This window comes from Pelagerythrobacter marinus (assembly GCF_034375205.1).
Classification (GTDB): Bacteria; Pseudomonadota; Alphaproteobacteria; order Sphingomonadales; family Sphingomonadaceae; genus Pelagerythrobacter; species Pelagerythrobacter marinus.
Map to the genome: position 1 here is coordinate 2,154,543 of NZ_CP139719.1, position 18,932 is coordinate 2,173,474.

Below are 18,932 nucleotides of genomic sequence, written 5' to 3' on the forward strand. Positions count from 1 at the left end.
CCAGCAACGCCGGGCGGCGTTACTGGTTGTTCTGGCGCCCCAGGAAACGCGGGATGTTCAGCGAACCGCCATCGTCGTCGCCGTCGTCCTCCGCATCGCGCGGAGCGGGCTTGCCGCCCCCCTTGTCGCCCGAACCGCGGGAAAGATTGGCCATCCGCTCGAACAGGGTCGATCCGCCACCGGAGCCGCCCTCTTCACCCGAGACGAGCCCGCGGCGGCGCCCGGGGCCGACGCGCGGCTGGACCGGGCCGTCTTCTTCCGCCAGGCGATCGGCGTCGAGAAGCAGCTCGTCCTGCCGCGACTGCGCGCCCCGGTCGCCCGCCCCGGAATCCGCCCCGGCACCGGCACCGAGGTCGAGCGGTTCCTTCCGCCCGGCCGGCTCGGCGCGCTGGGCGCCCTCGTCGGACGCGAAGCCGCCATCCTCGCCGACCACGGCGTGGCCGGAATCGTCGGCCGGCTCGGCCACGCCGGTGTCGGTGTCGCCCTGGCCGGCGCGCTGCGCCTCGGCCATCTCGTTGCGCAGGCCGGCGAGCGGATCGACGATCCCGTCGACGTCGTCGTCCTCGCCTTCCTCGTCATGGTCTGCCGAAGGGGCATCGGCCGGGGCCGCGAAGCGATCGCCCTGCGGCGCAGGGGGCGGAGCGGAAGGCGCGGGCGCGCCGCCGTCGCCATCGCCATCGCCGAATTCGTCCTCGCTCGGCAGTTCGAGCACCGGGCGCTTGGGCGCGCGTGCCGCGCCGAGCGACATCGAGCGGTTTTCCGGCTGGCTGGCCTCGGCCGCGGCGTCGATCCCGGTGGCCACCACCGAAACCCTGATCTTGCCTTCCAGTTCGGCGTTGAAGGCCGAACCCCAGATGATGTTCGCGTCCTCGTCCACCAGTTCGCGGATATGATTCGCCGCCTCGTCGACTTCGAGCAGCTTCATGTCCTCGCCGCCGATGATCGAGATGATCACGCCCTTCGCGCCCTGCATCGAGACACCGTCGAGCAGGGGGTTGGCGATCGCGCGCTCCGCCGCCTCGAGCGCGCGGTTCTCGCCTTCGCCCTCGCCCGTGCCCATCATCGCCTTGCCGGCTTCCTGCATGACCGATTCGATATCGGCGAAGTCGAGGTTGATGAGGCCGGGCATGACCATCAGGTCGGTGATCGAGCGGACGCCCTGCTGCAGGACCTCGTCCGCCAGCTGGAACGCTTCCTTGAAGGTCGTTTCCGCCTTGGCGATCAGGAACAGGTTCTGGTTGGGGATGACGATCAGGGTATCGACGTGCTTCTGCAGTTCGACGATCCCGGATTCGGCCGCGCGCATCCGGCGCGTCCCCTCGAACAGGAACGGCTTGGTCACGACGCCGACCGTCAGCACGCCCTTGCGCCGTGCGGCCTCGGCGATGACAGGCGCGGCGCCGGTTCCGGTGCCCCCGCCCATCCCGGCGGCGATGAAGCACATGTTGGCGCCTTCCAGCGCCTCCTCGATCTCGGCCACCGTTTCTTCGGCCGCGGCCTTGCCCACTTCGGCGCGCGCGCCCGCGCCCAGGCCGCCGGTAATGTCGGGGCCGAGCTGGATCCGCGTGGGCGCGGGCGAATTGCTGAGCGCCTGGGCATCGGTGTTGGCGACGATGAATTCGACCCCCTCGATCTTCGCCGCCATCATGTTGGCAATGGCATTTCCGCCGGCGCCACCCACGCCGATCACCGCGATGCGGGGGCGCGGATCGTCGGATGCTGCGGGGCCGATATTGATACTCATGGGGTGTCGCTCCAAGGGATGGTATGCGCTTTGGTTACTGGCCACACAGTCTGGCACAAACGGAATCGGCGTTGCATAGGGCGCAACCGCTTATCCACAGTGGTTAAACCTCCGGGCCATCGCGTCAGAAATACTCGCGCACCGCGCGAACGACGCGGTTGACCAGGCCGAGGCCGGAATATCGCATCGTCGGCTGGTAGCTCGGACCGACCGAGCGAATGTCAACCGGGTCGTCGGCCGCATAGAGGCACAATCCGGCCAGCGTCGCGAAACCTGCGGTGGAATGTGCCTCGGGCAAGCCGCGCAGCGCCGGCGGCTTGCCGATCCGGACCGGGCGGCCGAGCGCGCTCTGGGTGAATTCGGCAATGCCCGCCAGTTCCGCGCCCCCGCCGGTGAGGACGACCTGGCTCCCGCTCGAGCCGGAAAAGCCCATCGCCTTCAGCGACCGGGCGATCTCGCCCGTCAGCTTGGCCAGCTGCTCGGTCACTACCGAGACCAGCTCCGCCCGGGGGATGCGGTTGCGGTCGTCCGCGCCGCGCGCGGCCGGCTGGACCGATCCGTCGTCCGGCCCGTTGACCGGCACCATCTCGCGGTGGTCGGTCGGGCTGGCGATGGCCGATCCTGCCACGCACTTCAGCCGTTCGGCCTGGAACCGGCGAATGCCGAAGCTGGAGGCGATCGCGTCGGTGATGTCGGCGCTGCCGTAGGGGATCGCGGCCAGGCCGAGCAGCATCCCGCCGGCATAGAGCGAGACGTTCGTCACCTCCCCCCCGATCTCGATCAGCGCGGTGCCCAGTTCGCGCTCCTCGTGCGTGAGGCACGAGTAACCGGCCGCGATCGGCGCGGCGACGACCGCCTCCACGTCGAGGTGCGCGTTCTGCACCGCCTCGATCAGGTTGCGGACCGGCGCCCCGTCGGCCAGCATGACGTGGACGTCGACGCCCAGCTGCTCGGCATGGAGGCCCTTGGGGTTGGCGACCCCGTGCGCCCCGTCGAGCGTGTAATGCGCGGGCTGGGCGTGGAGGACCATGCGCCCGTCCGGCTCGATCGAATCGCGCGCGGTGACGAGCAGGAGCTCGATGTCCTCCTCCTCGATCCGGCGCCCGCCGATGTCGATTTCCACTTTCGCGACCTGGCTCGCCAGCCCCGCCCCGGCGCAGCCGATCCACACGCTGGAAACGCTCGTCCCCGCGTTCTTCTCCGCCCGTTCCACCGCGTCGCGAATGGCATATGTCGCGGCGGCCATGTCGGTCACGTAACCGCGCTTGATCCCCTGGCTGGCCCGGTGCCCCGACCCCAGGACGATCATCTCGCCGGTTTCGGAAAGCCCCATGATCATGGCCGAGATGCGGAACGAGCCGATGTTGACCGCCCCGAAGACGCGGGTGATGCGCGGCAGCCCCATCTATTCCCCCTCCTGCGTTGCCATGGCCTGCGCCGCGCGCCCGGGCACGCGCATGTAGATCCGATCGGGCGCGCGCATGTCGAATGTCGCGACCTTGCCGCCCAGCAGGCGGTTGACCCCGTCGAGCCGCGCGAAGGCGACCAGCGCGCCGGCGGATTCGTCCTCCCCCTGCGGCAGGGCGAGCACCTGGCCGGTGTCGAACGTCAGGTTCCAGCGGCGGTTGCCGATCCACTCCGCCTCCGCCACCTGGGGGCCGAGCGCCGGGGCCGCCGCCAGCAGGTCGGCCAGCGCGCCCACCTGCCGGCCGGCGCCCGGCCCGGCGACGATCAGCATGCCTTGCGCCTTGTCGGCCGCGATCGGCTCCAGCTCGACCCCGCTGTCGTCGATCAGCATCAGCCGGTCGGGCTTGCGCAGGACGGCATGGGGCCTGCGCTCCACGATGTCGATCACCAGGCTATCGGGCAGCTGGCGCGAGACGCGGGCGTCCTTCACCCACGACAGCTCGAGCAGTTCGGCGCGCAGCGCCTCCAGGTCCACCAGCGGCATCGGCCGGTCGCGCCGCGCCAGCGCGCGCTCGTAAACCTTCATCTCGTTCATCCGCTCGACCCCGGTGACGCGGACCTTGCGGACTTCGAACCCGGCATCGGCCGCCAGCAGCGCGACCTGTTGCTGCGCCATTGCCGGAACCCCGGCGAGGCTGGCGACGAACAGCGCCAGCGCGACTGCGCCGCCGAGGATGATGGCGAGGAAGATGCGATGCAGCTGCTCCTCGGTGAAAGGCAGGGCGGAGACCAGCGAATCGAGGACCGATCCGGTCCTGGCCCGCGCCGCCCGCGCGGTCCGCGCGCGTCCCTTGGCCGCGGTCGAGCGGCGCACCCCCTTGGCCTTGCGGTTAACCGTCGCCACTGCCGCCCCCCCGGGCCGCGCGGTCCATCGCCTCCGCCACGATCGCCTCCACCAGGTCTTCGTAACTCATGCCGCACTGGCGCGCCTGCTCGGGCACCAGGCTGAGCGGGGTCATGCCCGGCTGGGTATTGGTTTCCAGCACGAACAGGCCATCCTCGCCATGTTCGTCGTCCCAGCGGAAATCCGTCCGGCTGCACCCGCGGCAGCCCAGCACGCGGTGCGCGCGCAGGGCCAGGTCCATGCACAGCCGGGCGATCTCGTCCGGCACCTCGGCCGGACAGACGTGTTCAGTCATGCCGTCGGTGTACTTGGCGTCGAAATCGTAGAAGCCCGACTTGGGCACCAGCTCGGTCACCGTCAGCGCGCGCGGCCCGGCCGCACCGTCGATCACCGCCACCGTCAGTTCCCGTCCGCGGATATAGGGTTCGGCCAGGAGCCGCTCGAACTCCTGCCAGGGGCCTTTCGCATCGCGCGCGATCGGGTTGCCGTGATTGCCTTCCTGCGTGACGATGGCGACGCCGACCGAGCTGCCCTCGTTCACCGGCTTGAGGACATAGGGGCGCGGCAGCGGGTCCTGTTCGAACAGGCTGGCGCTTTCGACGATCCGCCCGCCGGGCATCGGGATGCCGTGCGGCACGAGCGCCTGCTTGGTCAGTTCCTTGTCGATCGCGATGACCGAGGTGGCGAGGCCCGAATGGGTATAGGGAATGCCCATCAGGTCCAGCATCCCCTGGACCGTGCCGTCTTCCCCCGGCACGCCATGCAGCGCGTTGAAGACCACGTCGGGCGCGGCCTGGGCGATCCGCGCGGCCACCTGGCGGTCCATGTCGATCCGCGTCACCCGGTGGCCGCGCGCTTCAAGCGCCTCGGCCACGCCCTCGCCCGACATCAGCGAGACCGGCCGTTCGTTGGCCCAGCCGCCCATCAGCACGGCGACGTGCAGCGCGCGCCCGGTGGTCGTGCTGCCGCTCATGGCCGGCCCACCCGCTGGATTTCCCACTCGAGCATGATCGCGCTGTCGGCATAGACGCGGCGGCGCACTTCCTCGCCCAGCCCCTCGATATCGGCGCTGGTCGCATCGCCGGTGTTGATCAGGAAGTTGGTGTGTTTCTCACTCACTTGCGCGCCGCCCATGCGCAGCCCGCGGCAACCGGCGGCATCGACCAGCCGCCAGGCCTTGTCGCCATCGGGGTTCTTGAAGGTCGAGCCGCCGGTCTTGGTCCGCAGCGGCTGCGAATCCTCGCGCGCCTGCGCGATCCGGTCCATCTCCGCCCCGATCGCCGCGGGATCGCCGGGGACGCCCTGAAGCCGGGCGGAGACGACCACGGCCCCTTCGGGCAGGGCCGAGTGGCGATAGCTGTAGCGCAAGTCCGCCGCCGGCAGCCGCACGAGCTCGCCGCCGGGCAGGATCACGTCGCAATCGAGCAGGATGTCGGCCACTTCCCGGCCATAGGCGCCCCCGTTCATCCGCACGAAGCCGCCGACGGTGCCCGGGATGCCGCGCAGGAACTCCAGCCCCGCGATCCCCGCATCGCGCGCGGTGGAGGAGACGAGGATGCCGCTTGCCCCGCCGCCGCAGCGCAGGATCGAATCGCCTTCTTCCGCGACCCCGGCGAAAGGCTTGCCCAGGCGCACCACGACCCCGGGCACGCCGCCGTCGCGCACGATCAGGTTGGACCCGAGGCCGAGCGCCATGACCGGCAGCTCGCCGCCCAGGCGGCCGAGGAACTCGCGCAAGTCGTCGAGGTCGGCCGGTTCGAACAGCCAGTCCGCCGGCCCGCCGGTCTTGAACCAGACCAGCTTGGCCAGCGGCGCCTGCGCGGTCAGGCTGCCGCGCACGCTGCCAGCCGGCACGGGCGCGGACACGCCCCCTTCGACCGCGCAATCGGGCGCCATGCCGGTATCCGGTTCGGGCCAGTCAGGGGCGCGGTCGCTCATTCGCCGCGCTCCCGCGCGATCGCCTCGGGCAGGTCCGCCGCCCAGCGGGTGATGTCGCCCGCGCCGAGGCAGACCACGAGGTCGCCCTCGCCGATCTCGCCCGCGAGCACGCGGGCCAGTTCCTGCGCGTCGGCGACCGTCGTCGCTGCGCGGTGGCCGCGCGATTTCAGCCCGGCGACCAGCGCCTGCGAATCCACGCCCGGCACCGGCTCCTCCCCCGCGGCATAGACCGGGGTGACATAGACCCTGTCGGCATCGTTGAAGCAGTTCTGGAAGTCGTCCATCAGGTCGCCGAGGCGCGAATAGCGGTGCGGCTGCATCACCGCGATCACCCGGCCCGCGGACTGGCTCGCCACGCTTTCGCGCGCGGCCGACAGGACGGCGCGGATTTCGACCGGGTGGTGCGCGTAATCGTCGATCACCGTCGCGCCGGCCACGTCGCCCACGCGGGTGAAGCGCCGTCGCACGCCGCCGAACTGGCCGAAACCGTTGCAGATCGTCTCGTCGTCGCAGCCCATCTCGATCGCCACGGCAATCGCGGCGAGCGCGTTCTGCACGTTGTGCCGCCCCGGCATCGGCAGGTGGACCCCCTCGATCCGCCGGTCTTCCCCGCTGCGCTGGCGCACGACCACGTCGAAGCGGTTGCCCCCGCGATCGGGCTCGACATTGACCGCGCAGACATCGGCCTGGAGCGAGAAGCCGTAGGTGACGACCCGCCGGTCGCGCACCTTGCCGGTCACGGCCTGGACCTCGGGATGGTCGATGCACAGGATCGCCGCGCCGTAGAACGGCACGTTGTGGATGAATTCGACGAAGGCGTCCTTCACCCCGTCGAAATCGCCGTAATGATCGAGGTGCTCGGGATCGATATTGGTCACGACCGCGATCGTCCCGTCGAGGCGCAGGAAGCTGCCGTCGCTCTCGTCGGCCTCGACCACCATCCAGTCGCTGTCGCCCAGCCGCGCGTTCGATCCGTACTGTTCGATGATCCCGCCGTTGATCACCGTCGGGTCGATCCCGCCGGCGTCGAGCAGCGCCGCGACCATGCTGGTCGTCGTCGTCTTGCCGTGCGTCCCGGCCACGGCGACGGTGTTCTTCAGCCGCATCAGCTCGGCCAGCATTTCCGCCCGGCGGACGACGGGGATGCGGTTTTCCAGCGCCGCGACGACTTCCGGATTGGTCCGCTTCACCGCGGTCGAGATGACGACGACCGCGGACCCTTCGACGTTCCCGGCCGCCTGGCCGATGGCGACCCTGATCCCGCGCGCGCGCAGGCGCTCTACCGTCGCGCTTTCGGCGAGGTCCGATCCCTGGACGCTATAGCCCAGGTTGTGCATGACCTCGGCAATGCCGGACATGCCGATCCCGCCGATGCCGACGAAGTGGATCGTCCCGATATCGGTTGCCACGCCCTTCATGCCGTCGATTTCCCCAGGCTGCCACGCGCCGCGCCCTGCCCGGCGGCCGCCGTCTGCGCGCCGGCCCGGGCCGAACCGGCGCCGACGCGGATAACGTCCATCATTTCCGCCCCGCCGAAGCTTTCGACCAGGTCGGCCAGGTCCTTCGCCGCGTCGGGCCGGCCGCAATTCCACGCGGCGTGGGCGGCATTGGCCAGCGCCCGGGGATCCTGCGCCAGGACCTGGATCTGCTTGGCCAGTTCCTTCGGCGTGAACTTGTCCTGCCGGATCATCCGGGCCCCGCCCGCCCTCGTCACCTCGCGCGTGTTCGCCGCCTGGTGATCGTCGGTCGCGATCGGCAGGGGCACGAGGATCGCCGGCCGGCCCACGGCGGTCAGCTCGGCGATCGTGGAGGCCCCCGCGCGCCCGATGAACAGGTGGGCGCCGGCAAGGCGGGCGGCCATGTCCTCGAAATAAGTGCCCAGCTCGGCCGGGATGTCGTGCCCGCGATAGCGTTCGCGCACGGCCTCGATATCCTCTGCCCGGCACTGCTGCGTCACCTGCAGCCGCTGGCGCAATGGGGGGGGCAGCATGGCGAGGCCGTCGGGCACGACTTCGCTCAAGACCCGCGCGCCCTGGCTGCCGCCGGTCACCAGGACCTTGAGCACGCCGTCTTCGGCCAGCGGCGGAAACTCCGCCTCCCGCAGGGCGAGGACCGCCGGGCGCACCGGGTTGCCGACGAGGTGGACCTTGTCCGCGTGGCGGCCCTTGAGGCGCGCGATCTCGGGATAGGCGGTGGCGATCGCCTCGACCCGGCCGGCCAGGAGGCGGTTGACCCGGCCCAGGACCGCGTTCTGCTCGTGAACGATGCTGGGGACGCCGGCGGACGTCGCCGCCAGAAGCGCCGGCAGCGCCGGATAGCCGCCGAAGCCGACCACCGCGCTCGGTTCGAAGCTTTCGAACAGGCGCAGGGCCATCTTGCGCCCTTCCAGCACCGCCCGCAGCGCGCTTGGCCAGCGCAGCGGGTTCTTGCCGAACCGCCCGGCCGGCAGGACGTGGGCGGGCAGGAAGTCGGGCTTGCCGGGAATCTCGGCCCCGCGGCGATCGGTGATCAGGGCGACGTGGTGGCCGCGCCGCTCCAGCTCGGCCGCCAGGGCGAAAGCGGGCAGGAGATGCCCGCCCGTGCCGCCTGCCGCGAGGACATAGTGCCGGTTCGCTCCGCCAGTCATTGCCGTGACTCCCGCCCGAAAAGACGCTGCCATACACCGGGCCTGCCGCGCTTGAGAAAGGGATTTCGCCGGGTGATGGCCAGGAGCAGGCCGACCGTCAGGCACACCGCGATCGTCGACGATCCGCCGTAGGAGACGAGCGGAAGGGTCATCCCCTTCGACGGGGCGAGCTGCAGGTTCACCAGGATGTTGATGAAGGCCTGCCCCCCGATCAGCACGGCCAGCCCGGCCCCGGCGAGCAGGGTGAACAAGTCTTCCTCGTCCGCCAGGCGCACGAGGACGCGCACGACGATGGCGAGGTAGAGCAGGACGATGACCGCGCAGACGAGCAGGCCGAATTCCTCCCCGATGACCGAGAAGATGTAATCGGTATGGGCTTCGGGCAGGCTCATCTTGCGAATGCCCAGCCACAGGCCGCTGCCGGTCCAGCCGCCGGCCAGCAGCGTGCGCTGGGCCAGGTCCACCTGGTCGAAGGCCGTGCCCCCGCCGAGGAAGTCGTTGATGCGGTTCCGGCCGTTCTCGTAGAACAGGTAGACCAGCACCCCGGCGACCAGCCCCCCGCCGATCACCGCGCCCAGCCGCCGGGTCGAAACGCCCGAGAGCACGACCAGCGCAAACCAGACCCCGGCGAACAGGACCGTGTCGCCCAGGTTCGGCTGCATCATCAGCAGCACGCCGACCGCGCCCATGATCGCGGTGGCGATGGCGACCACCGGAATGTTCGGATCGCGCGCGCGCCAGGCGATGATCCAGGCGAGCGTGATGACGAAAGCGGGCTTGAGGAATTCCGACGGCTGGAACGATACGCCCAGGTCGATCCAGCGCCGCGCGCCGTTCACCTCGTACCCGGCGATCGGCACCAGGACGAGCATCGCGAACATCCCCGCGAACAGCACGATGCCCGCGCGCCGCGCGTTCTCGCGCGAGAGCATGGCCGCGCCGAACATCGCGGCAAGGCCGAGCAGCTGCCAGCGCAGGTGCGCCCAGTAGAAATAGAGATCGGGCAATTGCTGGTCGGACGTAGACAGGCGGCTGGCGCTCGCCGGCGAAGCGGCCGCCACCGCCGCCGCGCCGATCGCCATCAGCGCCAGGATCAGGAACAGGAGAACGCGGTCGATCTCGCGCCACCAGATCTTCAGCTCCGCCCGGCGCGAGGTGCGGAACCGGTCGGGCCGCGGGGCCCGCTCGCCGGCGCGGGGGATATAGGGCTGGGTCGCGCTCATGCCGCGGACCGCCCCGGGAAGGCATCGGCAGGCGGCGCCGGTTCCCCAATCATCATGGCCACGATCTCGCGGAAGTACTCGCCCCGCTTCTCGTAGTCGCGGAACTGGTCGAAGCTGGCGCAGGCGGGGGAAAGGAGGACGACGTCCCCCGGCCCCGCCGCGGCGAAGGCCAGGCGCAGGGCCTGGCACATCAGCTCGGCCCGCTCCACCCTCACGCGGCCTTCGAGCAGTTCGGCAAAGCGCGGGCCCGCCTCGCCGATCGTGTAGGCGGCGGCGACGTTGCCCAGGTGCGCCTCGCACTCGCCCAGGCCGTCTTCCTTCGGCAGGCCGCCCACGATCCAGTGAACGCGCGGGCGCGCGGGCGTGCCGGCGCGATCGGGCGGAAAGGCCGCGAGCGCCGGCGCGGTGGAGGCCTGGTTGGTCGCCTTGCTGTCGTTGACGAACAGGACGCCGCGATGTTCGGCGACGATCTCCATCCGGTGGGGCAACCCGCGGAAGGTCGCCATGGCCGCGCGGATCGCGTCCTCTTCCACCCCCAGCTCGGCGCAGAGCGCCGCGGCGATGGCCGCGTTCTCGAGGTTGTGCGGCCCCTGCAGGGCGGGCCAGTCGCGCTGGCCCGCGGCGAGCGAAGCGCGATCGGCGCAGACCGCGCGCCCGGGGCCGCGGCGCGCGGCCTCCGTCGCCCGGACCGCCTCGCTCGGCCCGTCGGCACAGCCGAACACCGCGAACTGGTCGGGCGCCTGCATTGCGAACAGCCGCGCCTTCGATGCGGCATAGGCCGCGAAGTCGGCATAGCGGTCGAGGTGGTCGGGGGTGATATTGGTCAGGGCCGCCGCCTCGCAGGCCAGCGTGCGGGTCAGGTCCACCTGGTAACTGGACAGCTCCAGCACGTAGACCCCGCCCGCCGGCAGGGCATCCTGCGCCAGGATCGGCAGGCCGATATTGCCCCCCATGCGCGCCGGGACCCCGGCGCTGTCGAGGACATGGTGGACCAGTGCGGTCGTGGTCGACTTGCCGTTGGTGCCGGTAATGCCGACCACGCGGTGCGGCGGCAGGGCCGCGCGCGCCTGGGCGAACAGTTCCACGTCGCCGATCACCGGCACGCCGAAATCGCGCGCGCGGGCGGCGATCGGGTGGGTGTTGAGCGGCACGCCGGGCGACACGACCACCCCGTCGAAGCCGGTCAGGTCGATTTCCAGCGGGTCGGCCAGGCGGGCCCGCCCCTCCAGCTTGTCGCGCGCCACGTCCTGCCGGTCCCAGGCGGTCACCTCGGCGCCGCTTGCCAGCAGCGTCTCCGCCGCGGCCAGCCCCGACCGGGCGAGGCCGAGCACGGCGTAGCGCTTGCCGGCGAAGGCGGGCGAAACGATCATCGCAGCTTCAGCGTGGCCAGCCCCATCAGCGCGAGGACGATCGAGATGATCCAGAACCGGATCACGACCTTGCTCTCGCTCCAGCCGAGCTGTTCGAAGTGGTGGTGGATCGGCGCCATGCGGAAGATCCGCTTGCCCGTGCGCTTGAACCAGAAGACCTGGATGATGACCGACAGCGCTTCGGCCACGAACAGGCCGCCGACGATGGCGAGCACGATCTCGTGATGGCTGGCGACCGCGATCGCCCCCAGTGCGCCGCCCAGGGCGAGGCTGCCGGTATCGCCCATGAACACGGCCGCCGGCGGGGCGTTGAACCACAGGAAGGCCAGGCCCCCGCCCATGATCGCGGCGCAGAATATCGCCAGTTCGCCGGCCCCCGCCACGTGCGGGATGCCGAGATATTCGGAGTAATCGACCCGCCCGACGAGGTAGGCGATGATCGCGAAAGTGCCCGCCGCGATGATCACCGGCATGATCGCCAGCCCGTCCAGCCCGTCGGTCAGGTTCACCGCGTTGCCCGCCCCCACGATCACGATCGCGGCGAAGACGTAGTAGAACCAGCCGAGTTCGAACCCCAGGTCGTTGAAGAAGGGGACGTAGAGAAACGTGTTGATCTGCCCGACGACGATCCACGACGCGACGCCTGCGACCGCGAATTCGAGCAGCAGGCGGACCTTGCCCGAAACGCCGCGGTGGCTCGCCTTCGATACCTTGTCGTAATCGTCGAGGAAGCCGATCATGCCGAAGCCCGCGGTCACGGCAAGGCAGGCCCAGACGAAGGGATTGCGCAAGTCCATCCACAGCAGCATCGCGACCAGCAGCGAGACGAGGATCATCAGCCCGCCCATCGTCGGGGTGCCGCGCTTGGCCAGGTGGGTCTGCGGCCCGTCTTCGCGAATCGGCTGCCCCTTGCCCTGGCGCACGCGCAGCATGTTGATGAACCGCGGGCCGATCAGCAGGCCGATCAGCAGCGCGGTCATCAGCGTCGCGCCGGCGCGGAACGTCTGGTAGCGGACGAGATTGAGAGCGCCTTCGAAGCCCAGCCATTCGGCGATAAGGTAAAGCATTCAGCCTTCCCGGCCTCCACCATTCCTGGAGGCGAAATGTGTCACCAGCCTGCCCAGGCCGACCGAGTTGGAACCCTTGACCAGGATCGCATCGCCGGCGGCGATACCGTATTCCTCGAGCGCCGCGATCGCTTCGGCAGGCCCATCGCAATGGGCGAAGCTCATCCCGCCCGCAAGCGCATTGGCACCGCCTTTCCCCAAGTCCCGCGCGAGCGCTCGCATCTCGTCGCCCACCAGCACCGCGTGATCGACTTTCGCCGCCGCCAGCGGTTCGGCCAGGCGGGCGTGGAACGAGGGGGCGAAATCGCCCAGTTCCTTCATGCTGCCCAGCACCGCGATCCGCCGGGTGGCCGGCGTCTGCCCCAGCTGGTGCAGCGTCGCCCGCATCGAGGCGGGATTGGCGTTGTAGCTTTCGTCGATCAACAGGGCATGGCCGCCGCTGGCCGGGACCCGGTGGCGCGCGCCGCGACCCTTGAGCCCGCCCATTTCCGCGAGCGCGAGCCCCGCGGCGGCGAGGTCCCCCTCGGCCGCGCGCACGGCCGCCATGACGCAGAGCGAATTGGCGATCCAGTGTTCGCCCGGCTCGGCGACCGAGTAACAGACCCGCCGGTCGCCGAGGTCGGCCGTAACCAGCGCCCCGCCATTGGCAGACGGGATCGCGTCGAGCAGGCGCACGTCGGCATGGGCCGCGCGCCCGAACGAGAGAATCCGCGCACCCGCGGCCCGCGCATGGCCGGCCAGGCGCTCGAAATGCGGGGAATCGGCGGGGATGACGGCCCAGCCCCCCGGCTCGAGCCCGGCGAAGATCTCCGCCTTGGCATCGGCGATCGCCTCTTCGCTGCCGAGGTTCTCGATATGGGCGGGCGCGATCGTGGTGATCACTGCGACATCGGGGCGCACCTGGTCGGTCAGCGCCGCGATCTCGCCCGCGTGGTTCATGCCCATTTCGAACACCCCGAAACGGCTGCGCGCCGGCATCCGCGCGAGGCTGAGCGGGACGCCGACGTGGTTGTTGTAACTGCGGACCGAGCGATGGGCCTGCCCGCGGCTGGCCCGGTCGAGCGCGACGAAGATCGCCTCTTTCACGCCGGTCTTGCCGACCGATCCGGTCACCCCGATCCGCACCGCGGCGCTGCGCCGGCGGGCCGCGGCGGCCAGCGCGCGCAGCGCGGCGCCGGTGTCGTCGACCAGGATATGCGGCCAGTCGATCGGGCGCTCCACCACCGCGGCGGCCGCGCCTGCGGCAAAGGCCTTGTCCACGAACCGGTGCCCGTCGGTGTTCTCCCCGCCCAGGGCGAAGAACAGGTCGCCGGACCGGACGTCGCGCGAATCGATCTCGACGCCGGAGGCCTGGAACGGCTCGCTCGCCGTGCCGCCCATGGCCGCGGCCAGGCTTTCCGCGTCCCACAGGGCCAGCGGCAGGCGGTCGCGCGGCCGGACCGGCCAGGGGCGCAAGGCGCGATGGGCGTTCACGGCCGGTCCCGCCCGGACCCGGCGCATTCGCGCGCCACCGCCACGTCGTCGAACGGCAATACCCGCATTGTCTCTCCCGAACCGATGATCTGCCCCTGTTCGTGCCCCTTGCCCGCCACCAGGACGATGTCGTGGGCACCGGCCATCGCGATCGCCTCGGCAATCGCGGCCCGCCGGTCGCCGATCTCGCGCGCGCCCGGCGCGCCTTCCAGCACGGCCCGGCGGATCGCGGCCGGGTCTTCCCCGCGCGGATTGTCGTCGGTGACGATGACCAAGTCGGCTTTGTCCGCCGCGACACGGCCCATCGCGGCCCGCTTGCCCTCGTCCCGGTCGCCGCCCGCGCCGAAGACCGCGATCAGCCGGCCGTCCACGTGCGGCCGCAGCGCGGCAATGGCCGCCTCCAGCGCGTCGGGCGTGTGCGCGTAATCGACATAGACCGGCGCGCCGCCGGGCGCGATGGCCGCGCGTTCCAGCCGCCCGCGCACCGGCTGCAGGCGGCCGAGCGCGTCGAACGTCGCCTGCGCCGCGCCGCCGGTCGCGATCACCAGCCCCGCCGCGACCAGGGCGTTCGCGACCTGGTAAGCCCCGATCAGCGGCAGGCGGACCGTCCGCTCCGCCCCGTCGTGGGCGATCGTCAGGTCCTGCCCCAGCTGGGTCGGCCTATGGGCGAGCAGGCGAATGTCCTCGCCCTGCTCGCCCACCGTCAGCACGCGCAGCTGCCGCCTGCGCGCGTGCTCGATGGCCCGGCCGGCCCACTCGCCTGCGCCGGTCCAGGCCACCAGGGTGGCATCGTCGGCCACGACCTCGTCGATCAGCCGCATCTTGGCCGCGAAGTATTCCTCCATCGTCCCGTGATAGTCGAGGTGGTCGCGGCTGAAATTGGTGAAGGCGGCGGCCGACACGCGCAGCCCCTCGTTGCGGTATTGCGACAGGCCGTGGCTCGACGCCTCGTAGGCGACGTGGGTTATCCCCTCGCGCGCAAGGCCGCTCATGTTCGAAAGGAAGGTCACGATGTCGGGCGTGGTCAGCCCGGTCGAAACGCTTTCGTCCGAGGTCGTGACCCCCAGCGTCCCGATCGAGGCCGCCCGTTCGCCGGCCATGCGCCAGAGCTGGCGCGTCATCTCGACGGTCGAGGTCTTGCCGTTGGTGCCCGTGACCGCGACGATCGTGGGGGGCACCGGCGCGAAGAAGCCCGCCGCCAGCCGCGCGAAGGCCCGGCGCGGCTCCGCATCGGCGATGTGGAGCGCGCCCTCCACCTGCACTTCGGGCCGGGCGACGACAGCGACCGCGCCGGCGGCGACAGCCGCGGGAATGAAGTCCTCGCCATTGAACGATGCCCCGCGGAAGGCGCCGAACACGGTGCCGGGGGCGACCTTGCGGTGATCGATCGCGAACCCGGTGACCTGTCGGTCGGGGTCGCTGTCGAACGCGATGCCCGCGGCGGCGCCCAGCCTGCCCAGCCTCATTCGCCGTCTCCACGGATCAGCGGGCGCAAGTCGCTGATGTCGACATCGCGCGCGTCGTCGGGCCTGACGCCCAGCAGCGGGCCGATCCGGGGAACGAGGTTGCCCACGATCGGGGCCGCGTTCCACGCCGCAGTGCGCTGGAACGAGCTGGCCGTCGTGCCCTTGGGCTCGTCGAGCATGGCGATCACGACGTAGCGCGGGCGATCCATCGGGAAGGCGGCGGCGAAAGTCGAGACCAGGGTGGACCGGCGATAGCCCCCGGCGCCGGGCTTCTCGGCCGAACCGGTCTTGCCGCCGACGCGATACCCCGCCGCATTGGCGTTGCGCCCGGTGCCGTAGACCGCGATCATCCGCAGCAGCTGGCGCATCCGCGCGCTGGTGGAAGCCTTGAACACCCGCCGGCCGCGCGGCGCCGCGCCCGGTTCGAGCTTGCGCAGCGTCGCCGGGCGCCAGACGCCGCCGTTGACCATCGCGGCATAGGCGCTGGCGAGGTGCAGCGGGGTGACGGCGATCCCGTGGCCGTAGCTGACGGTCATGTTGCGCAGGCGCGGCCAGTCGTCGCCCGGCCAGATCGGGTGGCCGCGCGCGGGCAGTTCGATATAGGGGCGCTCGTTCATTCCCAGGTCGATCATCGTCTGCCGCAGCTTTTCGGGGCCGAGTTCGTCGGCGATCCGCGCCGTGACCGTGTTGGACGAATGGATCAAGCTTTCCGGCACGTTCAGCGTCGCGCCGAGCGGGTGGCTGTCCCTAATCGTGAACCCGCCGATGGCGACCGGTTCCGCGTTGTAGCGGCGCCCGAAATCGCGCACCACCCCGGCGTCGATCGCGGCGGCGACGGTCAGGGGCTTGAAGGTCGAACCGAGTTCGTAGACCTGGTTGGTCACCCGGTTGAACATGTACTTCTCGCCCTCGGCGTCGATCTTGTTCGGGTTGAACTCGGGCAGGGAGGCGAGTGCCATGACCTCGCCGGTATCGACGTCGAGCACGATCCCCGCCGCGCCCAGCGCGTTGACCGCCAGCATCCCGCGGCGCAGCTCGTCCTCCAGCGCGCCCTGGACGCGCATGTCTATCGACAGGGCGACCGGCTGGTCGCGCAGCGCGGGATCGGTCAGGTGCCGGTCGAGCACCTGCTCCATCCCGACCTGCCCCCGCCCCTCGGCATCGACATAGCCGAGCACGTGGGCCCCCATCGAACCCTGCGGGTAATAGCGGTCGGTTTCCTGCGGCATCTCGAGCGCCAGTTCGCCGATCGCCTGGACCCGGTTGGCATCTTCGGGAAGCACGCGGCGGCGGATGTAGCCGGGCCGGCCGGCCGCCAGCTGGCGCGCGACTTTCGCCTGGTCGAGGTCGGGGAAGATCGCGGCAAGCTCGGCGGCGACTTCCTCCGCGCTCTTGACCAGCGGCGATCCGCCCTCGCCCAGCGCGCGCGGGTTGTACCACAGGGCATAGGCGGGGAAGGCCCGCGCGAGCGGCACGCCGTTGCGATCGGTGATCTCGCCGCGCGGCGGGAGCAGCGCCTCTTCCAGCGAGGCGATCGTCGTCGTGCGGTCGCTGACGCCGAGCACGGCGATCCGCACCAGGGCCGCGGCGGCGATCGCGGCGAAGACCAGCGCCAGCCACAGCGCACGCCAGCGCGCGACGGTGAGCGAGCGCTGGCGGGTGGTGATCAGGTTGACGCGGCCGGTCGAAATCGCGGTGCTGATGCTCAGCGCGTTCATTCGGCGACCTCCGCCAGGCCGGTGCCCAGCCGCGCCCCGCCGGAAAGCCGCTCGGCCAGCGAACGCGGCGCGGACAAGTCGCGCCGCCCATCCGCCGCGCCATCGCCCTCGTCCCGGCCGACGAGGGGGGAGACGATCGACGGCAGGTCCATCTCCTCGGGCGCGGGGGCGCGGGCGACGCGGATCGGTTCGGGCGCATCGACCGCCCGCGGCAGGCCGAGCGCGGCGAGCTGGCGCTCGTTCTCCAGGTACTGGTCGGCGCGCGGCGCCTGGTAGCCGAATTCCACCCGGTTCCAGTCGGCCAGCTGGCGCTGGTTGGCCCGGGTTTCGAACTCGGTTTCCAGCATCAGCTTCTCGCGCTCGAGCGCGACGATCTGTCGTTCGGCCAGGCGCACCTGGCTCTTCACCGCGTTGACGCGGAAGGTCAGCACCATGAACACGGCCAGGCACACCGCGAGGACCACGGCCCAGCCGATCTGGCGCAGGCGGCTGCCCCCGATCATCATGCCGCCTCCCGCGCCGGAGCGGCGGTCCGCACCGCGTGGCGCAAGGTGGCGGAGCGCGCCCGCGGGTTGCGCGCGATCTCCGCTTCCGATGGGCGGACCGCGCGCGAAACCGCGGTGAACAGCGCGGGCGCGGGTTCTTCCATCGGCAAGTGGCGCGAACCGCCGCTGGTGCGGGCGGAAGCTTCGCGCAGGAACCGCTTGACGATCCGGTCCTCCAGGCTGTGGAACGATACCACCGCCAGCCGCCCGCCTTCGCGCAGCAGGGCCTCGGCCGCCGACAGCCCGGCCGAAAGCTCGTCCAGCTCGGCGTTCACGTGGATGCGGACGGCCTGGAAGCTGCGCGTCGCCGGGTCCCTGGGGGCGCCGGGACGATAGCCGAGCGCCTTGCGGACCACGCGCGCGAGGTCGCCGGTGGTCGCCAGCGGCCGCGCGGCGACGATCGCCCGCGCCACCTTGCGCGACTGGCGCTCCTCGCCATAGCGATAGAGCACGTCGGCGATCGCCTGTTCGTCCGCCTCGTTCAGGAAATCGGCCGCATTGGGACGGGTGCGGCCCATCGTCATGTCGAGCGGCCCGTCGGCGGAAAAGGCGAACCCGCGGTCCGCCTGGTCGAGCTGCATCGATGACACGCCGATATCCATCGCCACCCCGTCAACCTGCGCCACGCCGGCATCGGCGAGCGCGGCGACCATTTCGGAGAAGCGCCGCGGGTGAAGCACGAGGCGCGGCGGCTGCTCGGCGGCTTCGGGCCAGGCGCGGCCGGCGGCGATCGCGTCGGGATCGCGGTCGAAGGCATGGACCGTCGCGCCTGCATCGAGCAGGGCGCGGGTATAGCCGCCGGCGCCGAACGTGGCATCGACGATCACGTCGCCGGGCCGCGGGGCGAGCGCGGCCAGGACTTCGTCCAGCAGCACGGGGACGTGCGGGGATTGCTCCGGCCCGCTCATTTGCGCTTCGCCTTCGCCTTGTGCTCGGCGACGAAATCGGCGCAGGCTTCCTTCGCCCCGGCCCAGTCGTCGCTCATGCGGGCAAGCTCGGTCGGGTTCCAGATCGTGAAGAAGCGGCCGAGGCCGTGGAAGTAGAGCTGGTCCTCGATCTTGCCCAGGCGGATCAGGTGCGGCGGCATGATGAAGCGGCCGCTGTCGTCGAACGGCACGCGCAGGTAACCGAACAGCTGGGCTGCGCGGGTGTCGCGATCGAAATCCTGCTGGCGCTTCCAGGCGAGGTCTTCCTCGCGGTCGAGCTGCGCCTCCAGCTCGTCGTGGCGCGAGAGGCCGAAACCGACCAGGCAGTCGAGCTTGGGATGCTTGTCGATGCACAAGGTGCGCCCGCCGCTCGATTCCTTCACCAGGTTGCGGAACGCGGGCGGCAGGACGTAGCGCCCCTTTTCGCCGAGCAGCGAAAAGGCCTGGCCGCTAAATCCTGTGAAGTTCTGCGCCTCCGGCACCAGGCCCGCCCCCAATCACCCCAGGGTTTGCTCCGTTCCGGGC

The 18,932-nt window shown here is 70.9% G+C and carries 16 protein-coding genes; all 16 read right to left on the reverse strand.

Annotated features, from left to right (window positions below; translation table 11 throughout):
* Positions 1 to 19 precede the first annotated feature (19 nt).
* The 16 genes from ftsZ to T8T98_RS10675 all read right to left on the reverse strand — a co-directional run bounded on the left by ftsZ (position 20) and on the right by T8T98_RS10675 (position 18,889).
* Entirely contained in the window at positions 20 to 1,744 is a 1,725-nt protein-coding gene (gene ftsZ / locus T8T98_RS10600; RefSeq protein WP_251105210.1) for a cell division protein FtsZ, read from the reverse strand.
* 124 nt (positions 1,745 to 1,868) lie between these two features.
* Positions 1,869 to 3,149, reverse strand: a complete 1,281-nt coding sequence (gene ftsA, locus T8T98_RS10605; protein WP_160733769.1) for a cell division protein FtsA — start codon at positions 3,147 to 3,149, stop codon at positions 1,869 to 1,871.
* Positions 3,150 to 4,055, reverse strand: a complete 906-nt coding sequence (locus tag T8T98_RS10610) for a cell division protein FtsQ/DivIB (protein ID WP_251105209.1) — start codon at positions 4,053 to 4,055, stop codon at positions 3,150 to 3,152.
* Entirely contained in the window at positions 4,042 to 5,028 is a 987-nt protein-coding gene (locus T8T98_RS10615; protein WP_160733771.1) for a D-alanine--D-alanine ligase, read from the reverse strand. Before T8T98_RS10615 ends, T8T98_RS10610 begins: the two co-directional genes overlap by 14 nt.
* A complete protein-coding gene (gene murB, locus T8T98_RS10620) occupies positions 5,025 to 5,951 on the reverse strand; it encodes a UDP-N-acetylmuramate dehydrogenase (RefSeq protein WP_251105959.1) in 927 nt (308 codons plus the stop codon). The genes T8T98_RS10615 and murB overlap by 4 nt, the downstream gene beginning before the upstream one ends.
* Positions 5,952 to 5,989: 38 nt before the next feature.
* Positions 5,990 to 7,411 (reverse strand): UDP-N-acetylmuramate--L-alanine ligase, encoded by a 1,422-nt coding sequence (murC, locus tag T8T98_RS10625; protein ID WP_251105208.1) that lies wholly within the window; start codon positions 7,409 to 7,411, stop codon positions 5,990 to 5,992.
* The gene (gene murG, locus T8T98_RS10630; RefSeq protein ID WP_322295667.1) at positions 7,408 to 8,619 is read right to left on the reverse strand and encodes an undecaprenyldiphospho-muramoylpentapeptide beta-N-acetylglucosaminyltransferase; all 1,212 of its coding nucleotides are present in this window, start codon (positions 8,617 to 8,619) and stop codon (positions 7,408 to 7,410) included. Before murG ends, murC begins: the two co-directional genes overlap by 4 nt.
* The gene (locus T8T98_RS10635; protein WP_251105206.1) at positions 8,616 to 9,842 is read right to left on the reverse strand and encodes an FtsW/RodA/SpoVE family cell cycle protein; all 1,227 of its coding nucleotides are present in this window, start codon (positions 9,840 to 9,842) and stop codon (positions 8,616 to 8,618) included. Before T8T98_RS10635 ends, murG begins: the two co-directional genes overlap by 4 nt.
* Positions 9,839 to 11,212, reverse strand: coding sequence for a UDP-N-acetylmuramoyl-L-alanine--D-glutamate ligase (gene murD / locus T8T98_RS10640; RefSeq protein ID WP_160733776.1), 1,374 nt, complete (start codon positions 11,210 to 11,212; stop codon positions 9,839 to 9,841). The genes T8T98_RS10635 and murD overlap by 4 nt, the downstream gene beginning before the upstream one ends.
* Complete coding sequence (gene mraY, locus T8T98_RS10645; RefSeq protein WP_160733777.1) at positions 11,209 to 12,279, reverse strand: phospho-N-acetylmuramoyl-pentapeptide-transferase; 1,071 nt, start codon at positions 12,277 to 12,279, stop codon at positions 11,209 to 11,211. The genes murD and mraY overlap by 4 nt, the downstream gene beginning before the upstream one ends.
* Positions 12,280 to 13,752, reverse strand: coding sequence for a UDP-N-acetylmuramoyl-tripeptide--D-alanyl-D-alanine ligase (locus T8T98_RS10650; protein ID WP_251105204.1), 1,473 nt, complete (start codon positions 13,750 to 13,752; stop codon positions 12,280 to 12,282).
* Positions 13,749 to 15,218, reverse strand: a complete 1,470-nt coding sequence (locus tag T8T98_RS10655) for a UDP-N-acetylmuramoyl-L-alanyl-D-glutamate--2,6-diaminopimelate ligase (RefSeq protein WP_322295668.1) — start codon at positions 15,216 to 15,218, stop codon at positions 13,749 to 13,751. The genes T8T98_RS10650 and T8T98_RS10655 overlap by 4 nt, the downstream gene beginning before the upstream one ends.
* The gene (locus tag T8T98_RS10660; protein WP_160733780.1) at positions 15,215 to 16,936 is read right to left on the reverse strand and encodes a peptidoglycan D,D-transpeptidase FtsI family protein; all 1,722 of its coding nucleotides are present in this window, start codon (positions 16,934 to 16,936) and stop codon (positions 15,215 to 15,217) included. The genes T8T98_RS10655 and T8T98_RS10660 overlap by 4 nt, the downstream gene beginning before the upstream one ends.
* Complete coding sequence (locus T8T98_RS10665) at positions 16,933 to 17,442, reverse strand: hypothetical protein (RefSeq protein WP_322295669.1); 510 nt, start codon at positions 17,440 to 17,442, stop codon at positions 16,933 to 16,935. Before T8T98_RS10665 ends, T8T98_RS10660 begins: the two co-directional genes overlap by 4 nt.
* On the reverse strand, positions 17,439 to 18,389 hold the full coding sequence (rsmH, locus tag T8T98_RS10670) for a 16S rRNA (cytosine(1402)-N(4))-methyltransferase RsmH (RefSeq protein ID WP_251105202.1): 951 nt from the start codon (positions 18,387 to 18,389) through the stop codon (positions 17,439 to 17,441). Before rsmH ends, T8T98_RS10665 begins: the two co-directional genes overlap by 4 nt.
* Positions 18,386 to 18,889 (reverse strand): division/cell wall cluster transcriptional repressor MraZ, encoded by a 504-nt coding sequence (locus T8T98_RS10675; protein WP_322295670.1) that lies wholly within the window; start codon positions 18,887 to 18,889, stop codon positions 18,386 to 18,388. Before T8T98_RS10675 ends, rsmH begins: the two co-directional genes overlap by 4 nt.
* Positions 18,890 to 18,932: the final 43 nt, after the last annotated feature.